Source organism: Belliella filtrata, assembly GCF_022549775.1.
GTDB lineage: Bacteria > Bacteroidota > Bacteroidia > Cytophagales > Cyclobacteriaceae > Belliella > Belliella filtrata.
Map to the genome: position 1 here is coordinate 38,544 of NZ_JAKZGP010000016.1, position 22,411 is coordinate 60,954.

The following is a 22,411-nucleotide window of genomic DNA, read 5'->3' on the forward strand; positions in this document are numbered from 1 at the left end:
CCTTTTAAAATAAAGCAAATCCGGTTAAACGCTTAAGAGACTTTATTCTAAAATTTCTTAAAAATTAAAAAACCACATGGCTCAAAGTCTTTTTTACTTGACTTTGATTCATGTGGCTTTCATTTGAACAACATTCAAAAAACTTCGTCCTTTTCCTAGATTTAAATGTCTTTCAGCAATTCTTCAACAGCTCTTTCTAGCTGTTGGTCAACGCCTTGATCTATTTTTCCGGGCATGTTTTTCACTTGGAATTGTGGCGCCGTTTCGTTGTTTTCCATCCACTCACCAGCTTTATTTTTAGCTGAAATTGGCACCACACCCCATCTTGTCCCATCTGGCAATGCTTCCCACCCAGCAAAGGAGCAAGTACCTGGAGTAGGCATACCTACAGTTTTACCAATTTTCAAATCTGTATACCCACAAGCAAAACAATGTCCATCTGAATAGTTGGCTTCATTGAACATGGCCAAAGTTGGTTTAGTCCATCTGAAAGTAGGTTCATAGCCTACCTCTCTGTCTTCTGTGGCATAGGTGATGAATTTTTCTCCCGTAAAAAACATCGCCAAATCAGCAACCAAGTCACCTCCCCCATTGAACCTAGTGTCTACAATGATACCTTCTTTATCGTGAAACTTACCCATCATCTCTTCATAGATATTTCTATATGGGCCATCCGACATACCTGGAATATGAACATATCCGAGCTTCCCATCAGAAAGCTTCTCCACCTCTTCTTGGTTCTTCTTTACCCATCGCGTATAAAGCAACCTGTTTTCTTCTCCAAGGGTAATTGGCTTTACCGTGATTTGTTGACGTGAATTTGACTTAGGGTCAAGTACGGTCAGAAGTGTAAACTTATCTGCTTTTCTATTGAAGTACTGTGCTACATCCTTGTCTTCAGCTATGGTCACGCCATCGATGCTTTCGATGATCATACCAGGCTTGACAGACAATGAAGACTTATCCAATGGCGATCCCTTGATGATTTCAGCAATCTTGATACCAGGTCCTGAATGCTCATAATCCATAAAAATACCCAAAGCTGCTGTCGCATCTGCTTGTGGTACAGTCCTATTGTATCTGGCTCCAGCATGAGATACGTTCAACTCTCCAATCATCTCAGACAACATTTCGGCAAACTCATAACCATTACCAATATGTGGCAAGTATTTTTTATAAGACTCCGCTAACTGATCCCATTCTACACCATGCATATCAGGTGTATAAAACACTCCTTTGGTTCTTATATTAACATGATCAAATAGATGTGCTCTCTCAGCCTCCGTGTCCATGTCCATCTCTCCTTGAATCTTGACAGCTTCTCGCTTGGTTCCATTACTTGTGATCTTTGATATGCTTCCACCACTAAGTAAGTAAAGGTTTTTCATCTCTTTGTCCCATTCCAAACTACCCCCAGTTGCATCGAGCTTGAGTTCCATCTTTGTTTCCTTCGTTCTTAGATCAGTACTCCAAAGGTTCATTCCCTTTTCAAACCTAGCAAGATAATAAAGCTTCTCTCCTTCTTTGTCCAACACAGCATCTCCCAATGATGAAGAATGAATAGTCAGCTTAGCTTTGCGCAGCTCGATATCCTCAAGCTCTATTTTTAAATCTTCTACCTTTTTATCATCCTTCTTTTCGTCCTTTTTATCGTCTTTCTTATCATCACCTTTTGCTGCTTTTTCGATCTCTTTCATCAAATCATAGTCTTCTTTGCTCATGCTGAACTTTTCATAAGCCTCTTTGGTGAAAAACATGGTAAACACATCATATTGGGCACCGCCACTTGTTGCAAAGCCTTTTAGACCATCTCTATCTGAAAACCAAAGCATTTGTTTTCCACCATTGACCCATTTAGGTTTTCTATCTCCATATCCAGATTTGGTAAGGTTTTCCATAGGCAACTTGCCAGAAGCATCTAGTAAAACCACTTCACCGTTTGCCATAGTCGGGCTGTATGAGGCCAATAGCCACTTGCTGTCAGGACTCCAAGTGAAATACTGATCCCCATCTCTCATATGCATCAGCTGCTCTGGTCCCATCAATGTGACCGTAGACTTAGAAGATAGGTCCATTACTTTCAAGTTTCTTCTCGCTTGGACATATGCAAGCTTTTTCCCATCTGGAGACAATACAGGTAGGTAGTTATCATGCTCATTTTCAACGAGTGGCTTCTCCTCTATTAAAGTACTTGCGTAGAAGAAAGGCTCTTCTTTTTCTCGAACCTTTTTTGCTTGATAAATTGTCCATTTGCCATTTCTTTCACTTGCATAGACTATGGATTTTCCATCAGGTGCAAACTGAACAAATTGTTCTTGTTCTGGTGTATTGGTGATTCTTTTGGTCAGGCCACCTTCCACTGAGGTCACGAATACTTCACCTCTTGCGATGAATGCAATCTCTTTTCCATCAGGAGAAATGGACATCTCTCTCACTCCACCACTGATATTGATAAAGCTGTCTGGATTTTGAATTGCTTGTGTTTTGATGCTTACTTCCAGTTTTTTTGGTGACTCTCCATCCTTCAAAGTATAGAGCTCCCCATCATATGAAAAGGACATCAATCCCTCATCGGAAATACTCAAGAATCTTACTGGAAAGTCTTTGAAATCTGTCAATGCAGTTTTTTGAGAAGGATTGGCAAGGTTCATTTTAAATACATTAAATGAACCTTTCTCTTCGGATAGGTAATAGATAGATTTTTCATCGGGAGAAAAAACTGGATTCCTGTCTTCACCTCCAAAAGTAGTCAGCATACTGTGAGATTTTTTCTCGGAATCATACATCCAAATATCTCTCGTGATAGCTGATTGATGTTTTTTTCTCCACTCATTTTCACCACCCTTTTTATCATGGTAGATCATCTTGCCACCATCCTTACTCACTTGAACATACTCGGCAGGTATAGTCCACAACTGATCTACTCTCCCACCTTTCAAGGGTACTTGATATAGTTCAGGTTGTGAGCCTGTTGGGTATTGTCTATGATTAGCTGCATCTTGTCTTGACCCGCCAAAGATCACACCTTTATTGTCTGATGAAAAAGCATATGGAAATTCATCATTTGAATGATAGGTAAGTCTTTGGGCAGCACCTCCATCTACTGACATCACAAATACATCAAAGTTGCCGTACCTATCAGAGGCGAAGGCAATCTGCTGTCCATCTTTGCTCCATACGGGCATGAAATCATGCGCTTCATGAAATGTCAGCTGAGTAGCTTTTCCACCTGAAGAGGGAATGGTATACAAATCCCCTTTGTAGGTGAAAGCTATTTGCTTACCATCTGGAGAAATAGAGGGATACCTAAGCCAATTTGGGGCATCTTGGGCTGATAGACCACCAAAAACCCCACAAAGTAATAGGGAAAAACAAATGTTTATTATTCTCATATATTTAGGTTTTATTTTTTGCTTAAAATTAAACATTTCAAGTAAGCTAAATGCTGAAATTACACTAGTGGATTTTATCAGAATGCTGGTGGAACTTCAAAGACCATCCTTTCTCCAGAGTTAGGATGTGTAAAGGCTAGTAAGGCTGCGTGTAAACAAAGTCTATCCGCCTTTTTTCCATACAAATCATCTCCAACAATGGGTAATCCAAGACCTGCATCATGTGCCGCATGTACTCTGAGTTGGTGTGTCCGTCCTGTGATCGGGTAGAATTCCACACGTGTCTTTCCACCTGTCTTTTCTACTACTTCATACCTTGTCTCTGCGGGTTTGCCGTATTCGTAGCAAACTACTTGTCTTGGCCTATTGTCCAAATCCACCCTCAAGGGCAAATTTATCACGCCTGACTCTTGATCAAGCTCTCCATCTAGCAAGGCAATGTACTTTTTTTCTACAGTTCGCTTGATAAATTGAGCCTGAAGCTGTCGGTGAGCTTTTTTTGTTTTCGCCACAAGAATGATCCCGGATGTGCTCTGATCCAGTCTATGCACCAATACCGCATCTGGATGAATGTCGCTTATTCGCTTTTGTACAGAATCGACTACGTTTTTGCCTGGAACAGAGAGAAACTCCGCAGGTTTGTCGATCAACATCAATACTTCATCTTCATATAGTACCCTGAACTCCTTTCCTTCAGCTGGATTTGAGAGCATGGGATTTTCATCTACGACTATTCCCTGAAGCATGTGACCAAGTATGGGTTCACATTTGCTCCTACAGGCAGGGTAAAATTCTCCGTGCTTCCTAACTTCAGATTTGGGAGACCTTCCCCACCAAAATTCCGCCATGGCAATTGGTGTCAATTGATTGGCATAAGCATAGTGAAGCAATTTTGGAGCTGCGCATTCTCCCGCAGCTGCAGGAATGGGCAGGTTAAGCTCCTTAAGAAAAATCTGCTTCAAGCTTTTCAACTCTGCCTTAGCATTTAAAAATTGATACTCATCAAAAAGTCTGTCCTGCAATATTTGTGATCTTTCTTTTCTTTCTGACTTAAGAGATGAAAGTTTTTGTTCAAATGGATAAACCTCTGCTTCAAGTGCTTCAATTTGAAGGGTCAATTCCTGCTCAAGCTTTCGTTGAAAATACTGCATCTTTAAACTTTCTTCACGCTGACCTTCCATGAATACCTCATATTGAACTTCATCCAGTTCCTTTACTTTTTGAGACCGAATGGCTTTTCTCAGTTTTTGAGCAGCTTTGACTTTGGAGCGACCATCAGCGATTTTTTTTGCTGCAGCTTCCCGAAATTTCAATAGGTTTTCTTTTTTATTGATAAATTCGTTATCCTTTTCTAATGATTCGATCCTCCTATTCAAATCATTGAGCACTGCTTCCTCTTTCTTAAAAAAACCATCATTAGCCAGCATATCAAATACTGGTGGCACAAAATATGTATGGTGATTGCTGTCTGCTAGCTTACCTGAAAAGGCAGCTATGAATCCCAACTTTCCATCTTGGCTTTTAACCACCAAAACTCCAAACATTTTGCCTATCGCCAAACGCTCATCATCTTTATCAAAACCAAAATTATGTTTCCAATCCTGTTGATTTGAAAGATATGCTTTGAGTTTTTGGGCTGCTAATAATGAAATGGCTGAAGGTTGGTAATAGAATGGGAAATTAAACTTTTCAGGTAGTTGTAGAGTTTGAATTTCCTGATCAAGAGGAATGAACTTCTTCAAATTTGGGAGTTTTGATTTCCGCAAATGTAAAAATGATTTATCGTTTATCGAAATTTTAAGATCGATCATCTAAAGTGCAAAGCATGCAAAAATGAATGGCAAAGTGTGCTTTGAATTTTCCTTAATATAACCTAGGATCAAAAAAATAGTATAATCAAAGACTAACCAAACAACCATATGATACAATCTGAATTAACCACCCAGAATCCCAAAATTTATATTTTTCTACCACTTTACTATACACTGTGGGCTGATAGTGTTCTGACACCCTTGGAGATTGAAGAGATGAAATCGCTGATCTCCAGACAAAAATGGATCAATCCGATAGAAAAAAATATGCTCATAGAGCATCTCAATCCTGCTTTACCACCTAAGCCAAAATTGCTCAAATCTTGGAAAAAGGAGATCAAGAATCTTGAGATCTCTGCCGACAGTGGTTTGACCTCTATCGGTCTCAAACTGGTGGAGAAGTATGATCCTGATGCAAAATTTTCGGAAGCTGAAATTAAAGATTTCCATCACACAGAACTTGCGTTGGGGCTATTAGGAAAAGAGGCTGGGTACGCCTTTAGAACGGGACATGATACAATCACTACCAGCCATGTCTCAGATAGTTCTTTTGATGTTGCAGAAATGATCGCGCTTCTGGACGGTGATCAACAAAAGATCATACAAAAAGTAAAAAAGATAATCTCCGATCCAAGTTTTGCTTATCGGGAATATGAAAGTTTGAGTGATCAAAGAGAGCAAGTGCTCGCATGGTGCAAGGTTTTGTCAGATCATGGTTTAGGTGCATGGGCATTCCCAAAATTTGCAGGTGGAAAAGATGATATGAAAGGATATTTCACCATCATGGAAACCCTTTCCTATCATGACTTAAGTTTAGTGATAAAATTTGGAGTACAATTTGGACTTTGGGGAATGAGTGTTTTTTTCTTAGGTACAGACAAGCACCATAAAAAATACCTTAAGGATATTGGAAGTCTTGAGCTTCCTGGCTGCTTTGCGATGACAGAAACTGGACATGGCTCGAATGTACGCGGCTTGGAGACCACGGCTACTTATGACCATAGAGCTGGGACCTTCACCATACATACTCCAAATCCAGATGCCAGAAAAGAGTATATCGGAAATGCAGCTGTTCATGGTCAAATGGCAACTGTATTTGCAAAACTCATCATTGACGGGGAGGATTTTGGAGTAAATGCCTTTATTGTTCCTTTAAGAGATCAAGAAGGAAATCTTGTTAAAGGTGTTCAGATCGAAGATTGCGGTAGAAAAATGGGCTTAAACGGGGTTGATAATGGGGTGATCTACTTTGATAATGTGGTGATTCCAAAAGATCAAATGCTCGATAGGTTCTCTACTGTCAATGATGAGGGTGAGTTTGAAAGTGAAATAAGTTCTGACAACAGAAGGTTCTTCACCATGCTTGGTACGCTTGTAGGTGGAAGAATAGGCATTCCTAGATCTGCACTTTCAGCTGCCAAAACTGGACTAACGATAGCCATAAGACACGGTGAAAAACGAAAGCAATTCGGGCCAGAAGGCGGTGCTGAAGTTCCAATTTTGAACTACAGAATGCATCAAAGAAGGTTAATGCCACCCTTAGCTGCTAGTTATGCGCTACATTTTGGATTAAGGTATTTGACCAAAAGATTTTTGGAAAGAACTGAAGAGGAAGCTCAAGAGATAGAAGCCTTGGCTGCGGGAATGAAAGCATATACCACTTGGTTTGCCACAGCGACCCTGCAAGAATGTAGAGAGGCTTGCGGTGGTAAAGGATATCTATCAGAGAATCGAATAGATGCCCTCAAAAATGATACAGATGTATATACTACCTTCGAAGGTGACAATGTTGTCTTGATGCAATTGGTTGCTAAGAATAGGCTAACTGAATTCAGACAGGAATTTGGTGATATGAATATGTTCACGATATTCAACTATGTAGTCAGTCAAGCTAAAACTAGCCTGTCCGAAAAAAATCCATTGATCATCAGAAGTACTGATCAGGCTCATTTATTGGATATGGATTTTCACCTTAGCGCTTTTAAATATCGAGAAAGAGCTATATTGGCTAGTGCTGCGCAAAGAATCAAAAAACATATCGATGAAGGTATGGACTCATTCGATGCTTTCAATGTAGTCCAACACCATCTTTTGAATGTGGGTCAAGCTTATATAGAAAGAATTATCCTTGAGGAGTTTCAAAAGGAAATCATTGCTACTCCTAATTACGGAGTAAAGACCGCACTAACCCAATTGTGTCAGCTATTTGCACTTCATACCATTGAGAAGAATAGAGGTTGGTATTTGGAGCAAGGCTATATGGAAGGTGTCAAAACCAAGGCTATCCGAAAAGAAGTAAATCAGCTGTGTTGGGAGATCAGAAAGAATGCATTGGCTTTGACAGCCTCATTTGGTATCCCAGAATCTTGCATAGCTGCCCCTATAGCAAAAATTTAAGACTCAGTTCAATGTCGTTTAGTCTAGACCTGTCAAATTTACTATCAAATAGTGTAAGTGCAAGATATGTGTCTCATTCACAATACATTGATCATACTTTCCGGGTCTTCTCAGCTAAATTTTAAAAGACATTAAATTTCACAGATTAATAGTTTAGGAGAAATTAGAAAAAAAATTGATACATTCGATTTCTAATTTCTCCTTTTCTATGAAAACAACCCTAAAATTAATCTTGCTCCTTGCTATATTCTGCATAACTGCGAACTTCAGTGTTCAATCGCAAGGAATCTACACCGCACGTGGGTATTGGGAAGAATCAAATAAGCCAACCTATAAGCAAATCAAGCATAAACAAGCTGTCGGCGACACACTTGAAGCAGAAGAGCTTGATTACTTGAATGATTTCGAGCTTTTCCTTTCCAATTACTACAATAAAATGTCTTCCGAAGAGCAGGACCTTTATCAAAAGATGAAGACTCAATGGGACAGAGAAAGTAATAAGGGTTCATCTGTTATTTATCCAGCTGATCAATCAAATGATTTTGAATGGAGAGGAAGGGATCGGTTAGTTAGCATCGGTTATGGAATATGGTATGGTGCTTCTCTGGTATCACTTTTTGAGATTGACAATGCAGGGGTAGTAGGGATTCCAATGATAACTGGCGGATTGTGGGCTCTAGGACCACTAATCAACCCGAAAAAATTTGAAGGTATTGATAGATCAGTGATCAGGGCAAACAATTCTGGAAGGCTTTTGGGGTTAGTTTATGGTGGTTCATTGGGGTTATTAGTCGCAGGAAATAGTAGTGATGAAGGAAAAATTGCCTTCATTGGTTCTACCATTGGCAGTATAGGTTTAGGTGAATACGCTTTTCAATTACAAAAGAAGAAAAGGTATTCTGAAGGACACATTGAAATCATGCGACACCATGGCTTACTAGGGAGCTACGTCGGGCTATCTGCAATCGCAGCTGGTGACGGAGACCAAGGCTGGGTTTATGGTTTAGCCTCACTACTTGGAGGAGCAACAGGTCTTTATGTAGGAAATATTGCTTCTCGAAAATATCCTTATACCAAAGGTGATGGAAGATACGCTATCAACATGAGCAATGTAAGTGTGGGATTGGGTTTCGCAATTGCAAATGAAATAGCCTATAGTGGATCTGAAGGAAGTGGTTTGGCCCTTATTCCTGCTGGCTTTGGGGTCCTTGGAACATATTTAGGCCAGCGAAAAACTCAAGGAGTAAACTTAAGTGCAAAGCAAGGTAGTACCATAAACTATGCTTCCACAGGAGCTGCATTAGTAGGTGTAGGTATTGCTGCTCTAGCAGAAAGCGAGTCTGCAACGGTCTACCTAGCACTTGGATCAAGCTTTGCACTAATCACCCAAGAGCTTCTTTTTCATAAATACAAAAATGAAAACTTGAGGTTTCAAGGAAACATTGGTAAAACTGAAAAGAAAAATTTAAAGTATAATCTTGAAGTCAATCCTGAAAATTACTTTTTGAACCAACAACTACAAGCAAAGGCAAATAACTTCAGTAATTATGCTCAATTATCTTCACCAATTGTGAATTTAAATTTCACATTTTGATATCAATTTCCCTTGATATTGGCATTACTTGGAAAGAATTGAAATGTGGTATACAGTTTCTTATCACTAAATTTCCTAGCCCTAGATAAAAAAGGAGCTCGATTAGAGCTCCTTTAGTTTTATAAGTGATAATTTTGATTTTTTCTCACAACAAGTGTCACATAAGCTGGCATTTTCATTTAGTGAAAGGGCCCTTCTTAATGCTTCTTTTCCATTATTGAATGGCCCTAAATAGTCTCTATCCAGTGCATCTGGAAGATTTGGACATTCCTTTTCATGAATTTGAAAATTACCATTTTCATCGCTTATAGTACTTAGATAAAAGAATTTCATATCTCCTTGAGTTTAGATTCGAAATTTACCCAATACCATCAAACCAAAAAATACCTACTTCTAGGTATTTTTGAGACAAATCTATAATTATCAATATTTATTCTTTGATTAATTATTTTAAAGAAAAATACATTCAGATTAAGATTGCTAAATCTATCAAAATAAATAGGAATAATGGCGTAAGTACCAATAAAAGGTATGTTTACACCCAAATTACTTACACATATTTACTATAATATCTATCTAGCTCTTATTTTAAATACTCTGATTGTATGGTTTTGTACTGTAAAATCACTTTTTCCTCAACTCAATCACTGTAATCTCTGGCCAGATCCCTACCCTTCCTGAAAATGCATGAAAGCCAAAGCCTCTGTTTACATATAAAAACCTTCCTTGGTAAGCTGTTAAGCCTGCCCAATTTGGATACCTGTATTGAACTGGACTCCATTTGATGAGGGGTGTTTCTATGCCAAACTGCATACCATGTGTATGGCCAGAAAGTGTCAGGTGAATTTTTCGAGGCTCATTTTTGGCTTCATAGTCCCAATGTGAAGGATCATGCGATAGCAAAATCTTAAAATTTTCAGAAGCTACTCCTTCCATTGCTTTTGTAAGATCTCCTTTTGATTGGAATCCTTTACCCCAATTTTGAACACCGACCAAAGTGATCTGCTGGCCATCTTTTTCAATAACCACGTGCTCATCTATCAGAAGCTTATACCCTAGCCTTTCATGCTGTTTGATAAACTTTTTGAAGTTTTCAGCTTTTGCTTCAGGGCTTTCCCAAGATACATAGTCACCATAATCATGATTTCCTATGATTGAAAACTGCCCGTAAGGTGCTTTGATTTTGTTAAAAATATCAATCATGGGTTCAATTTCGCCTGCCTCATGATTGACAAGGTCCCCTGTAAATACAAAAAGATCAGATTGCTGGGCAATTGCCAGGTCAACACCCTTTTTTACAGCATCAAGATTCTTGAAACTACCTGCATGAATATCTGACAACTGGGTAATGGTAAAACCATCAAATGCATCTGGAAGATCATCGAAATAAATGATTTCTCTATGTACAGTGAAGTTGTATTTTCCTTTGGTGATACCATAAACGAAGCTTGTAAATGGCACCATAGATATCGCTATAGCTATAATACTTAACCATTTAAGTCTCGTTGGGAAGCTTGTTTCCGATTTGCCATTTACCAAAAGTGAAAATCCAGCTTGAATATTTCTAAAAATATCCTCCCCGAAAAGAAAAATAGTACAGACCAATTGAGTCACTACGATAGTCAAGAAAACATTCAATACTTGTTGATGTGCTGTGGAAATTTCCCCTGCTTTAAATATTTGATGAAAAGTATATACTACCCAAATGGAAATCCCTCCAAATACTATCCAATAGATAAGGTTTAGCATTTGCTTTGACCTTTCTGAATCCACTCCAGAAAGAACCGTTTTGTAAGCTTGAAAAACATACCAATTCAGAAAGGTGGAAAATAAGAATAGTGCAACAAGAAAAATAAGACTTCCTACTTGATTCATATTGTTAATTATAAATTGTACGAAGTCTTATACAGTTATTCCTCTATAATAGTTCTGATCTAGATCATATTATTTGTTAATTTGAATAATATCAACCTGAGTTTCCAACCGGCTACTTTTAGTTCCTGAAAATGAACCATAAATTGGCATTGTCAACAAGGGGTCATGGCTACAGGCCAATGGAATATAAAACTCATCAGCAAACAAACCCAGACTAGGATCTAATCCAACCCAGCCCCCGCCTGGCAAATACACTTCTACCCAAGCGTGAAGCTCATGACCCGTGTCCAGATCGGGATTGAATGCATATCCACTTACAAACCTGGAAGCTAAACCTTTGGCCCTTAGCATCTGAATCATCAACCAAGACAAGTCACGGCATGAACCTGACTTGGAAGCAAAGATCTTTGACAATGGAAGAATACCTTCCTCCTCTCTTTGTACATGGCTCCAGGTCTCTTTCACTTGCGAAACTAGGCGGGTCAAAAATGAAACTAAATCCATAGACTCCTGCATCACTTTGTCAACAAACTCAAGAAGAAGACTTGCGTCCTCTTCTTGAATCAAACATGGACTAAGAGCAATTTTATCGCTTTCCTCATATTGGAAATTGCTGAATGGATACTTTAAATCCCTTTTGAGAATAAACCCAAACGGATTAAATTCAAATAACTCGACGGTGATCGATGAAAGCACTTCAAGTTTTGTGGTTTCACCTTCAAACCACATATTATAATAAATATTACCTTCGGCATTGATTCTCTCATACTTTCCTTTAGGGTCTGGTCTGATATGCAGGCTTGTATCCTTAAGCTCAAAATATGTCCTAGGCTGGGGAAAAATCAGTACATCATGAGGACTAAGTGAAACAACTTCTTCATAAAAGTATGTTGACTTATGGTCAATTTTCAGTAACCTACTCATTGATTTGTGAGAGCAGCAGCGTCTTGAAAGGCTTTTTTCAATACATCAGCTGGAAGTTCACTGATCGCTTCTCTAATTCTTGAATTCCAGAATTCAGAAATATGTGAAAGTTCAGCTTGTTCAAAGCGCTTTTCTATGATATGGTAACTGTCATTTTCTAATATTACCGTATCAATCGGGAAATCCACGTCATTTGCCGAAATTCTAGTTGCATCAAATGCCAAAAAAGCACATTTCAAAGCGTAATCTAAGGATTCTTCATATTTCAATGATCGCTTCAGTATTGGATTTCCTGCTCCAGAGTTACCAATGATTACAAATGGTGTTCCTCGTCTAACTTCTATCCAATTGCCTTGCGGATACAGTAGGTACAACTTCGGACTTTTATCATCTTCTAATTGACCTCCTATGATAGAGAATAGATTAAAAGATAGTCCCCCCTCTTCCAAACTTTCCTTATCTTCTTTGGCCACACGTTTGATCTGATCTCCAAACTCGTTCACTGCCTCATACAATTTTTTGAATTGGTCGTCAGTCTTTTCGATTGTTTCAGAGAAATAAGTGATCGCTTTGTCTCTAACAGAGCGAAGACCTGAAGTCATGATGAAAAATGAATGCTTCTCTTTATTTACTTTATATACTTTTTTGGATGTAGTAGTTTCATTACCTGATGTAATTCTGGTATCAGACAATCCCACCAATCCATTTTTAGTTTTGATTCCTAAGCAAAATGTCATTATTGTTCGATTTTTTGAGTTATAAAATTATGTTTAATCTGGAAAAAATTCTTGTCAATCTCATTTGAAATTTTAATTATTTTCAATTGAACTTCATCAAGGTACTCATGAAGTCCTGAATTGATCACATCTGTAACATCATCAAATTCAAGTTTTGACCTCAATTCTCCTAAAGCTTTTTCGGCACTATTTCTACCTCCACTTCTTCCTTCAGCTGATATTTTCTGAAGAGATTTCTCTGCCTCCAACATACAATAGTATATCGACCGCGGAAAAGTCCCATTCAATACTAGAAATTCTACTACATTTGATGAATCTATGTTTCCGTAAAGTCTTCTGTAAGTATTGAATGCAGTCACGGACTTGAGCAATGCTGTCCAATGTAAGAAATCCAAAGGTGTTCCAATCATATTCGGAGAGGGTAGTAAAATGTGATATTTCACATCCAAAATCCTACTAGACATATCTGCTCGCTCCAAGTACATGCCCAGCTGTCGAAAATGCCAACTCTCTGATCGGGCTACTGTGGATTCAGCAAGTCCATAAATTAAAAGAATTTGATTTTTGACTGATTCAAAAAACTCCCGAAGATCTTCTGCTTTCCACTCTTTTTTAATTGCTTTCTTTTTTACAAAATGATACAATTCATTGAGTTTTTCCCAAGTTTCTTTGGTCAAATTCTCTCGAATAATCCTAGCATTTTCCCTAGCAAAAGTCACAGAAGAAATTATGGAATTCAAGTTCTCTGTGTCAAAAGTCAAAAAGTGTATCACTTGCTTTCTATCGAAGCTTAAACCTCTAGTCTTAAAACTTTCAAAGCTTCCAGTGGCTTTGACCAAAGGTTCCCATTGTTCGTTCAAATCAGGAGGTAAGTCCATCGATAGATTTATATTAACATCAATAAAACGAGCATAATTTTCGGCTCTTTCCAGGTATCTACCTAGCCAATATATTGAATTTGCTACTCTACTTAACATATTTATTATTTATATAAAACCCACGTATCTTTACTGCCCCCACCTTGAGAGCTATTCACTACCAATGATCCTTTTTTGAGCGCTACTCTTGTCAGTGCTCCTGGTATCACTTCTATATCCTCGCCATACAGTATATAAGGTCGCAGATCAACATGCCGACCTTCTAAACCTTGTTCTGTAAGTGTTGGAACTGTGGAAAGTGAAAGTGTAGGTTGAGCGATGTAGTTGTTGGGGTTGTTTTTTATAAGCTCACGGAATTTTTCATGCTCTTCTTTAGTAGCTTTAGGCCCTATAAGCATACCATAGCCTCCAGCTGCATTAGTTTCTTTGACCACCAATGCTTCAATGTTATCCAAAACATATTTTCTATCTTCTTTTTCCCTACATAAGTAAGTAGGCACATTTTTCAATATTGGTTCTTCATTGAGATAATATTGAATGATTCTCGGCACATAGGCATAGACAGCTTTGTCATCTGCTACACCTGTTCCTGGCGCATTTGCAAACGCTATATTTCCAGCTTTGTAAGCCTCAAAAATTCCTGGAACACCAAGCATAGAGTCTGGGTTGAAGGTCAAAGGATCCAAAAAGGTGTCATCTATTCTTCTGTACAATACGTCGATTTGCTGAAGCCCTTTTGTCGTTTGCATGTAGACTTTCTTATCTTTTACCACAAGATCTACTCCAGAAACCAATTCTACTCCCATTTGTAAGGCAAGGTAAGAATGCTCAAAGTATGCTGAATTATATATCCCTGGGGTCAAAACACCGACAACAGGCTTATCTTTTTGAGAAAGAAATTGAAGCATCTTCAAGAGTTTAGCTGGGTAATCTGATACTGGCATTACTCCTAATTCATTGAAAAGCTCCGGATAAGCTCGCTTGATAATCTCCCTACTCTCTAACATGTAGGATACGCCCGAAGGACACCTCAAATTATCTTCCAATATGTAATATTCTCCACTCTTGTCCCGCACCAAATCTGTACCCGTGATATGGCACCAGATTCCTTTGGGAGGTGTCAAGCCTATACAAGGCTCTAAATAATCTTTGCTATTCAGAATTAGTTCTTCTGGAACTATCCCATCTTTGAGTATCTGCCTATCGTTATATATATCTTGCAAAAAAAGGTTCAATGCTTTGATTCTTTGCTTCAAACCAGCAGCCAACATGCTCCATTCCGCATTCGGGATAACCCGTGGTACTATATCTAAGTGTAAAATTTTTTCTGTGCCTTGACTATCATGATAGACATTGAATGTCATTCCCATGGCTACTTGTGTCTTGTTTGCCGAAAACTGCAACTGCCCCAATTTCTTAGAACTCGTTTTCTTAATCAGACTTAATAATTCTTGATAATGTCCCCTGCATTTCCCTCCGGTATCAAACATTTCGTCAAAATTGGCACTAAACTCGTAAGATTGTAGATCCATAAAATATTGTTTGTTTAATTAAAAATTTGATCATTAATATAGCTAAAAATTACGAATATTCCAAACTTTAGTGATTTTTACGCGTTCTGGAAAATATTTAATTCAAAAAAATTTTAACACCTCGACCTATAAATGAATAATAACCTATATTTAAAGTATTTTTAACCAACAAACAGTCAAATGACAGGTTTAAATAACCAATAATCATTTTACATAAAATTTTAAGCTATTCAAACCGAGATAATCCTCTTTCATTTTTTTTAGATAGATAAATAATCGGCTGAAACCATGCTATTCATACTAATCTATAATTTGGCTTGTTAATTATCATAAAAGCCAGATAAAATTGCCAACCAACCCAAACTACGCTAATACTGATACTTGCTTCACATATTTTAAATACAATTAAACAAAAAAGGATTGTCAGCATTTATCTGACAATCCTTTTTATAATTTCCAAGCACTGAAACTTGATTTGGACATGATATTCCAAACCAGCAATCGTATTAACTTATCGTTGATCCACTTGCTGTCGCTTGTCCAGGCTGAAGAAGTCGCAAGCTTCCATCTTTATCTTCTGCCATGAGAATCATTCCTTCAGAGTCAATTCCCATCATCTTTCTAGGCGCCAAGTTGATAAGCATGGTCACTTGTTTTCCTATCAAATCTTCAGGCTTAAAATGTTCGGCAACTCCACTTAGTACAGTTCTTTTTTCTAAACCAGTATCCACTGTAAGCTTTAGGAGCTTTTTAGATTTAGGCATTGGCTCAGCATGTAGCACCGTCACTACCCTAAGGTCTAATTTTGCAAAATCATCAAAAGTTATAATAGGTTTCATGGCTGGAACAGTAGCATTTGCAAGCTCATTTTGTTTTTTTGCTTCCAAGAGTTTATTTACCTGCTTTTCAACTGTCTCATCTTCTATTTTTTCGAAAAGCAAAGCAGCTGCATTGATTGCATGTCCAGCCTTTAGCAGGGAATCATTTGAAGCATCAGACCATTTTAATGTCTCCAAATTGAACATTTCTAACATTCTTTTCGAAGTAAATGGCAAAAATGGATCTGCTACCACCGCCAAGTTAGTTGCAATGTTCAGGGCAATATTAAGTATTGTACCTGTTCTTTCTTTATCCTCTTTGATAGTTTTCCAAGGCTCTGTATCAGCCAAGTATTTGTTGCCCAATCTTGCAAAATCCATCACATAAGATAGTGCTTCTCTGAACCTGTATCTTTCTATGGAGGCTGCTATTTTTTCTGGGAAACCCTTCATCGCTTCTATTACCTCCTGATCATACCCATTCAGTTCAGCCCTTATAGGCACTACACCATCAAAAAATTTGTGTGTCAACACTACAGCCCTATTCACAAAGTTACCAAAAACAGCAACCAGTTCTGAATTATTTCTTGATTGGAAATCCTTCCAAGTGAAATCATTATCCTTGGTTTCTGGGGCATTTGCTGTGAGAACATATCTTAGAATATCTTGCTTGCCAGGGAACTCTTCAAGATACTCATGAAGCCATACTGCCCAGTTTCTTGATGTTGAAATCTTGTCTCCTTCTAAATTTAAAAACTCATTGGCTGGTACATTTTCAGGAAGTATATAGCCACCATGTGTCTTCAATATGGCAGGGAAAATTATACAGTGGAATACGATATTATCTTTGCCAATAAAATGTACCAACTTTGTGTCCTTATCTTTCCAATAAGACTCCCAGTTTTTACCATTGGCGTCAGCCCATTCTTTGGTCGATGAAATATAACCTATAGGTGCATCAAACCATACATAAAGTACTTTCCCATCCGCACCCTCTATAGGCACTGGAATTCCCCAATCTAGATCTCTGGTCATGGATCTTGCTTGTAATCCTTCTCCAGCTTCTAACCAAGACCTACATTGACCTAGCACATTGTTTTTCCAATCATCTTGATGATCTTCGAGAATCCACTTTTTCAGAAACTCTGTATACCTGGCAAGATCCAAAAACCAATGCTTTGTCTCTTTCAAAACAGGTGTATTACCACTAAGCTTTGATTTTGGGTTGATCAATTCTGTAGGGCTTAGAGAGCTGCCACATTTCTCACATTGATCACCATAGGCTCCTTCATGTCCACATTTTGGACAAGTGCCTTCTATGTATCTGTCTGCTAAAAACTGCCCCGCTTCCTCATCAAAATATTGTTCGGTAGACTGTTCTAGGAATTCTTTTTTGTCATATAAATCCCTGAAAAATGCAGAGGCTGTTTCATGATGAAGTGGAGAAGAAGTTCTTGAATAATGGTCAAAACTTATTCCAAACTGCTCAAAGCTACTTTTCATCACTTCATGATACCTGTCGACTACTTCTTGAGGGCTAATGCCTTCTTTTTTGGCTTTGATGGTAATAGCCACCCCATGCTCATCAGATCCACACACAAATGCCACATCTCGCTCTTGAGACCTTAAGTACCTGACATATATGTCTGAAGGAATATAACATCCTGCTAGATGCCCAATATGTAAAGGTCCATTGGCATATGGAAGTGCCGCTGTAACGGTATATCTTTTGAATTCATTCTTATTCATAGCGTGCAAAGATAGAAAATTTGGTGATTCTCTTATTTTTAAATTGACAGGAAATTATTCAGCTTAAGCCTTGAGGTATTCTTCCCTACCTTCATCGGTTAAGATGCCTTGGTAAATAATCTGAATGGCTTGATCAAAAATTTCAGATGTGCCTAGATTCATATTTTCTCGCATCTGTCTAGGAAATTGAGCTAAAAATTTGGGATCAATTAAGTTTTGAATAGCAGAAGCATAGACCAATACAATAAGTGTTTTGTTTAATCCTTGTAGAACATAGCCTTTCGCTATACCTTCTTCTATCAGGCGCTGAAACCTCAAATACGCTGAGTCTCTGACATAATCTTGCAATTCTCCCCAAACCTCTGGCACATGATCTCTCAAATCTTGGAGAAGCTCTGGATTAATCGGTGCCAGGTCATTGGCTACAACAGTCAAAAAAGATTTCAGCTTGGCCATAAAGGGTAGGTACCTATTTTCTAAAATAGTTTCCACCTTTAGAGACAGCCGATTTTTAAGTAAATCAAATGAAGCAGCAAGTAGCTCCTGTTTACCAGGGAAATACTTATAAAGTGTCTTTTTACTCATTGCCAAGTCTTGGGCTATGTCATCCATTGTTGTGTTTTTGTATCCTTGATTGACAAATAGCTTATAGGCTATATCTAAAATCTTAGCTTCTGTATCGTTTTTTTTACTCATTGCTTTTCATTTCAAAACAAATATAGGCAAACACTTCCACAAACTTAAAATGCTTATCATGCTTTACTACGTCTTTCTGCTTTGTCCTTTGGAATACAAAGATTAATTTTGACTTTACAGAAGCAATAGACTCAAAGCAAAAATATATGATGGCAACAACAGCCAAACTGAGGATAGAAGAACTCACCAAGCAGATAAATTATCACAACCACCTTTATTATCAAGAAGATAAATCAGATATTTCAGATTTTGAATTTGACAAATTATTGGAGGAGTTGATAGAACTTGAGCAAAAGTTCCCGGAATTTTTATCAGAAGATAGCCCAACACAAAGAGTTGGAGGTAGTATCACAAAGGAATTTGAGTCAGCAGCGCATGAATACCGCATGCTTTCTTTAGGAAACACCTATTCCGAAGAAGAACTATCTGCCTTTGATGAGAGAGTCGCCAAAGGTCTTGGGCATAGAAATTATGAATATTTTTGTGAGTTAAAATTTGACGGTGTCGCTATTAGTTTGGTTTATGAAAATGGCAAATTACTTCGTGCTGTAACTAGAGGTGATGGGACTAAGGGTGATGTCGTCACAGAAAATGTAAAAACTATCCGAAATATTCCTTTACATGTCAAAGGAGAAAATATTCCTATAAAGTTCGAGGTCCGTGGTGAGATTTTTCTTCCAAGAAAAGAATTTGAAAAGATCAATGCTGAGCGTGAAGCACAAGGAGACCCTCTCCTTGCCAACCCACGAAATGCTGCCTCTGGCACAGTCAAAATGCAGGACAGTAGCATCGTCGCAAAGAGAAGGCTAAACTGTTATTTCTATCAGCTAATAAGCGATGAAGCTGATATTAATCAGCATGATCAGGCTATGGCTTTGCTCGAAAGATGGGGATTCAATGTATCCCCTACTTATCAGAAGTGCACCGGAATCAATGAAGTCTTCAACTACATTGATTCTTGGAGAGAAAAAAGACATAAACTACCACTTGATACTGATGGGGTAGTTCTCAAAGTCAACGACTATGATCAGAGAGAAGAGTTGGGTTTTACCGCCAAAATTCCGCGATGGGCTATTGCGTATAAGTATCAAGCAGAAAGCGCAGAGAGCGAACTACTTTCTATCACCTACCAAGTAGGTCGGACTGGAGCGATTACACCCGTGGCCAACCTTAGTCCCGTGTCACTCGCAGGTACTACTGTAAAGCGAGCTTCCTTGCACAATGCTAATGAAATAGAAAGACTTGGGCTTCATGAAGGGGATCATGTATTGGTAGAAAAAGGAGGAGAAATCATTCCCAAAATCACAGGAGTACTTGTAGAAAAACGAAATCAATCAGCTCTACCTGTAAAATACATTAACCATTGCCCTGAATGTGGGACTTCACTTGTTCGAAAAGAAGCTGAGGCAAAGCACTATTGTCCGAATTTCAAAAGCTGTCCACCCCAACTTTTAGGAAGAATAGAGCATTTTGTTCACAAAAGAGCTATGGATATAGACTCCTTAGGCACTGAGAGAATCCGCGCATTGATAGATCAAGGCTACATCAGTGACTTTGCAGACATCTATGAGCTAGTTGAAAAGACAGATCAGCTACTCGGATTAGAAATGAGTCAAGATCAATATCAGGTTGCTGATGAAGGTATGCTTTATCTTGCTTTGCACAAGGCGCTATTTGGACTTACCGACGGATTATCGCTAAGCACAATACAGCAATTTCTAGCCTCACAAAGTACTGCTCCACTGGAACAGACCCTTAAAGCTTTTCAAACCTTTATTAGAGAGAGCAAGAAGAAAGTAGCACAGAATATTGGTACCATACAAAAGCTGGAAAGTGTACTTGTAGCTTATCCTTTTCCAAAGATTGAGGATTACCTTCCTGTTCCTATTGTTCTAAGCTTACTTATCGGAAAACAAGTAGGCATAACAAGGCTTAAAGAGTTGTCAGCTCAAGCGCATACCATTCACGGAATTATTCTAAAAGCTGGTGTAAGCCTAACCTCTGACCAAGAAGACAAAATCAAAAAGCTGAAATCAAATACTTTTCAAGAAGGAGTGATTTCTAACATGGTAGAAGGAATCAATGCTTCAAAACAACAACCATTCGGTAAAGTATTGTTTGCATTGGGAATCAGAAACATAGGTGAAAATACGGCTCAAATACTAGCCAAAGCATTCCCTAGCATTGATCTATTGAAAGAAGCTAGTACTGAGGACCTACTTGCTATCAATGGTATAGGAGAAACCCTAGTCAATAGCCTTCAAGAGTATTTTGCTTCCTCCGAGAACTTAGAAGTGATAAGAAGATTGCAAGATCATGGCATACAATTCGAATTAGAAATAGTTGAAAAGCCATCCTTAGGCAACTCACTAGAAGGTAAAAAGATATTGGCATCTGGAAAACTGAATCATTTCAAACGTGATGAAATAATAGACTTTATAGAAAGCCATGGTGGTCAATATGTCAAATCAGTATCCAAATCTCTAGATTTTATCATAGAAGGAGAAGACATGGGGCCAAGTAAAAAAGAAAAAGCCCAAAAACTCGGCGTCAAATTAATTTCAGAAGAGGATTTTCTAAAAATGGTAGAAAAGTAAGTGCTTTAGCATTACTTCCAAAAACAAAAGTCAATGAAAGTTATAAAAGACCAGTTTATAAAATCAAGTATCTTAAAGCGTAAAAGGAGTAAATCAGAAAGTATTGAGATTCCTAGCTCCATAAATAATATAGGAGTATTGGTAGATGATCAGGTTTCTTTCAACGGCACCCTTGATTCTTTGAAAAAATACTTCAAAAATAATGTAGACATTTCAGGTCACTACTTGGGAGAAAAGGAAGATGAATTAGGGGTTTCGATTGGTGATTTTAGTTTATTTGGCAAGCCCAATGAAAAGATTTTAAAATTTTTATCACAAAAATTCGATTTTATTATCGTTCCAACTTTAAAGCTAAGCCCATATTTGCTTTATTTGCTTGTTAATTCATCTTGTGGCTTCAAGGTAGGTTTTTATTCCGAGGAAAATAAAGATTTCCTGGACCTCATGATAGAATCAAAAAGCAAGGAAACCGAAACAACCATCCAACAATTGTTGGACAATCTATTAAAAGTTAAATCAGCATGTTGAACCTGAAAGGTACTGGTGTAGCATTGGTTACGCCAATGAATAGTGATTATTCTATTGATTTTCAAGGCCTAGAAAACCTAATAAATCATGTCAGTGAGGCAGGGGCGGATTACTTGGTGGTCTTAGGAACTACTGGAGAATCAGCGACATTGACCAAAGAAGAGAAAAAGGAAGTTTTAAAGGCATCTATTCGATATAATTCAGGTAAGCTACCAATTGTCTATGGACTGGGCGGAAACAACACCAATGCCGTACTAGAAGAAATAAAGACCACGGACTTTTCAGGAATAGACGCCATACTTTCTGTATGTCCTTATTACAACAAGCCTTCACAGGCTGGGATCATCGCACATTATAAAATGATAGCTGATAATAGTCCAGTACCTGTGATACTGTATAATGTGCCTGGCAGGACAGTTACCAATATGTCAGCAGACACCACACTCACTTTGGCAAAACACCCTAACATCATCGCCATGAAAGAAGCTAGTGGTAATTTAGAGCAATGTATGAACATCGCTGCTGGCATGCCTGAAGATTTTTTATTGATCTCTGGGGATGATATGCTAACCACAGCAATGAAAGCGATAGGAGCATCTGGTGTGATTTCGGTGCTTGCAAATGCTTATCCGAAATTATTCAAAAGCATCTGTGATGATGATATCAATGTCTCCAAAAATGCCGTATTCAAGCTCCTGCAGCTTAACCCATTGATGTATGAGGAAAGTAATCCGGTTGGCTTAAAATATTTGCTAAAGCTTTTGGGAATATGTGATGATCATGTAAGAATGCCGCTTGTAGAAGCTTCAGAAAGTCTCAAAGCTAGGATTGAAGCTTTGAAATTATAAAGAACAAAACATCCAAACCGCAAGTTATTAGCGCG

At 38.2% G+C, this 22,411-nt stretch carries 15 protein-coding genes; 5 read left to right on the forward strand and 10 right to left on the reverse strand.

All coding sequences use genetic code 11. The features are described from left to right. Window positions 1–161 precede the first annotated feature (161 nt). Both MM239_RS08345 and MM239_RS21185 read right to left on the reverse strand, forming a co-directional pair. On the reverse strand, window positions 162–3,392 hold the full coding sequence (locus MM239_RS08345) for a S41 family peptidase (protein ID WP_241347746.1): 3,231 nt from the start codon (window positions 3,390–3,392) through the stop codon (window positions 162–164). A 77-nt stretch (window positions 3,393–3,469) separates the two neighbouring features. Then, complete coding sequence (locus MM239_RS21185; RefSeq protein WP_241347747.1) at window positions 3,470–5,134, reverse strand: pseudouridine synthase; 1,665 nt, start codon at window positions 5,132–5,134, stop codon at window positions 3,470–3,472. 177 nt (window positions 5,135–5,311) lie between these two features. Here MM239_RS21185 and MM239_RS08355 point away from each other — a divergent pair, with 177 nt between their 5' ends. Together MM239_RS08355 and MM239_RS08360 are read left to right on the forward strand one after the other, a co-directional pair. Continuing rightward, complete coding sequence (locus MM239_RS08355; protein WP_241347748.1) at window positions 5,312–7,600, forward strand: acyl-CoA dehydrogenase family protein; 2,289 nt, start codon at window positions 5,312–5,314, stop codon at window positions 7,598–7,600. 208 nt (window positions 7,601–7,808) lie between these two features. Next, the gene (locus tag MM239_RS08360) at window positions 7,809–9,194 is read left to right on the forward strand and encodes a hypothetical protein (protein WP_241347749.1); all 1,386 of its coding nucleotides are present in this window, start codon (window positions 7,809–7,811) and stop codon (window positions 9,192–9,194) included. A gap of 102 nt (window positions 9,195–9,296) precedes the next feature. On the opposite strand, the gene MM239_RS08365 is transcribed toward MM239_RS08360, so the two are convergent. From MM239_RS08365 to MM239_RS08400, 8 genes are all read right to left on the reverse strand, one after another. Then, window positions 9,297–9,527 carry a hypothetical protein gene (locus tag MM239_RS08365; protein ID WP_241347750.1) on the reverse strand — a complete coding sequence of 77 codons (231 nt, stop codon included), beginning with the start codon at window positions 9,525–9,527 and terminating at the stop codon, window positions 9,297–9,299. 291 nt (window positions 9,528–9,818) lie between these two features. Next, the gene (locus MM239_RS08370; protein WP_241347751.1) at window positions 9,819–11,069 is read right to left on the reverse strand and encodes a metallophosphoesterase; all 1,251 of its coding nucleotides are present in this window, start codon (window positions 11,067–11,069) and stop codon (window positions 9,819–9,821) included. A 69-nt stretch (window positions 11,070–11,138) separates the two neighbouring features. Continuing rightward, a complete protein-coding gene (locus MM239_RS08375; RefSeq protein ID WP_241347752.1) occupies window positions 11,139–11,993 on the reverse strand; it encodes a transglutaminase family protein in 855 nt (284 codons plus the stop codon). After that, window positions 11,990–12,730 (reverse strand): peptidase, encoded by a 741-nt coding sequence (locus MM239_RS08380; RefSeq protein WP_241347753.1) that lies wholly within the window; start codon window positions 12,728–12,730, stop codon window positions 11,990–11,992. The genes MM239_RS08375 and MM239_RS08380 overlap by 4 nt, the downstream gene beginning before the upstream one ends. Further along, entirely contained in the window at window positions 12,730–13,707 is a 978-nt protein-coding gene (locus MM239_RS08385; RefSeq protein WP_241347754.1) for an alpha-E domain-containing protein, read from the reverse strand. Before MM239_RS08385 ends, MM239_RS08380 begins: the two co-directional genes overlap by 1 nt. 5 nt (window positions 13,708–13,712) lie before the next feature. Further along, window positions 13,713–15,140: a circularly permuted type 2 ATP-grasp protein gene (locus MM239_RS08390; RefSeq protein ID WP_241347755.1), complete on the reverse strand. Its 1,428-nt coding sequence runs from the start codon at window positions 15,138–15,140 to the stop codon at window positions 13,713–13,715. A 506-nt stretch (window positions 15,141–15,646) separates the two neighbouring features. Then, window positions 15,647–17,707, reverse strand: coding sequence for a methionine--tRNA ligase (gene metG, locus MM239_RS08395; protein WP_241347756.1), 2,061 nt, complete (start codon window positions 17,705–17,707; stop codon window positions 15,647–15,649). A 63-nt stretch (window positions 17,708–17,770) separates the two neighbouring features. Then, on the reverse strand, window positions 17,771–18,403 hold the full coding sequence (locus MM239_RS08400; protein ID WP_241347757.1) for a TetR/AcrR family transcriptional regulator: 633 nt from the start codon (window positions 18,401–18,403) through the stop codon (window positions 17,771–17,773). 146 nt (window positions 18,404–18,549) lie between these two features. Between MM239_RS08400 and ligA the strand changes: the two genes are divergently transcribed. Genes ligA through dapA form a run of 3 tightly spaced genes read left to right on the forward strand, consistent with a single transcriptional unit; the run spans window position 18,550 to window position 22,376 of the window. Continuing rightward, complete coding sequence (ligA, locus tag MM239_RS08405; RefSeq protein ID WP_241347758.1) at window positions 18,550–21,000, forward strand: NAD-dependent DNA ligase LigA; 2,451 nt, start codon at window positions 18,550–18,552, stop codon at window positions 20,998–21,000. 33 nt (window positions 21,001–21,033) lie between these two features. Next, window positions 21,034–21,528: a DUF6913 domain-containing protein gene (locus MM239_RS08410; RefSeq protein WP_241347759.1), complete on the forward strand. Its 495-nt coding sequence runs from the start codon at window positions 21,034–21,036 to the stop codon at window positions 21,526–21,528. Further along, window positions 21,522–22,376: a 4-hydroxy-tetrahydrodipicolinate synthase gene (gene dapA / locus MM239_RS08415; protein ID WP_241347760.1), complete on the forward strand. Its 855-nt coding sequence runs from the start codon at window positions 21,522–21,524 to the stop codon at window positions 22,374–22,376. Before MM239_RS08410 ends, dapA begins: the two co-directional genes overlap by 7 nt. Window positions 22,377–22,411: the final 35 nt, after the last annotated feature.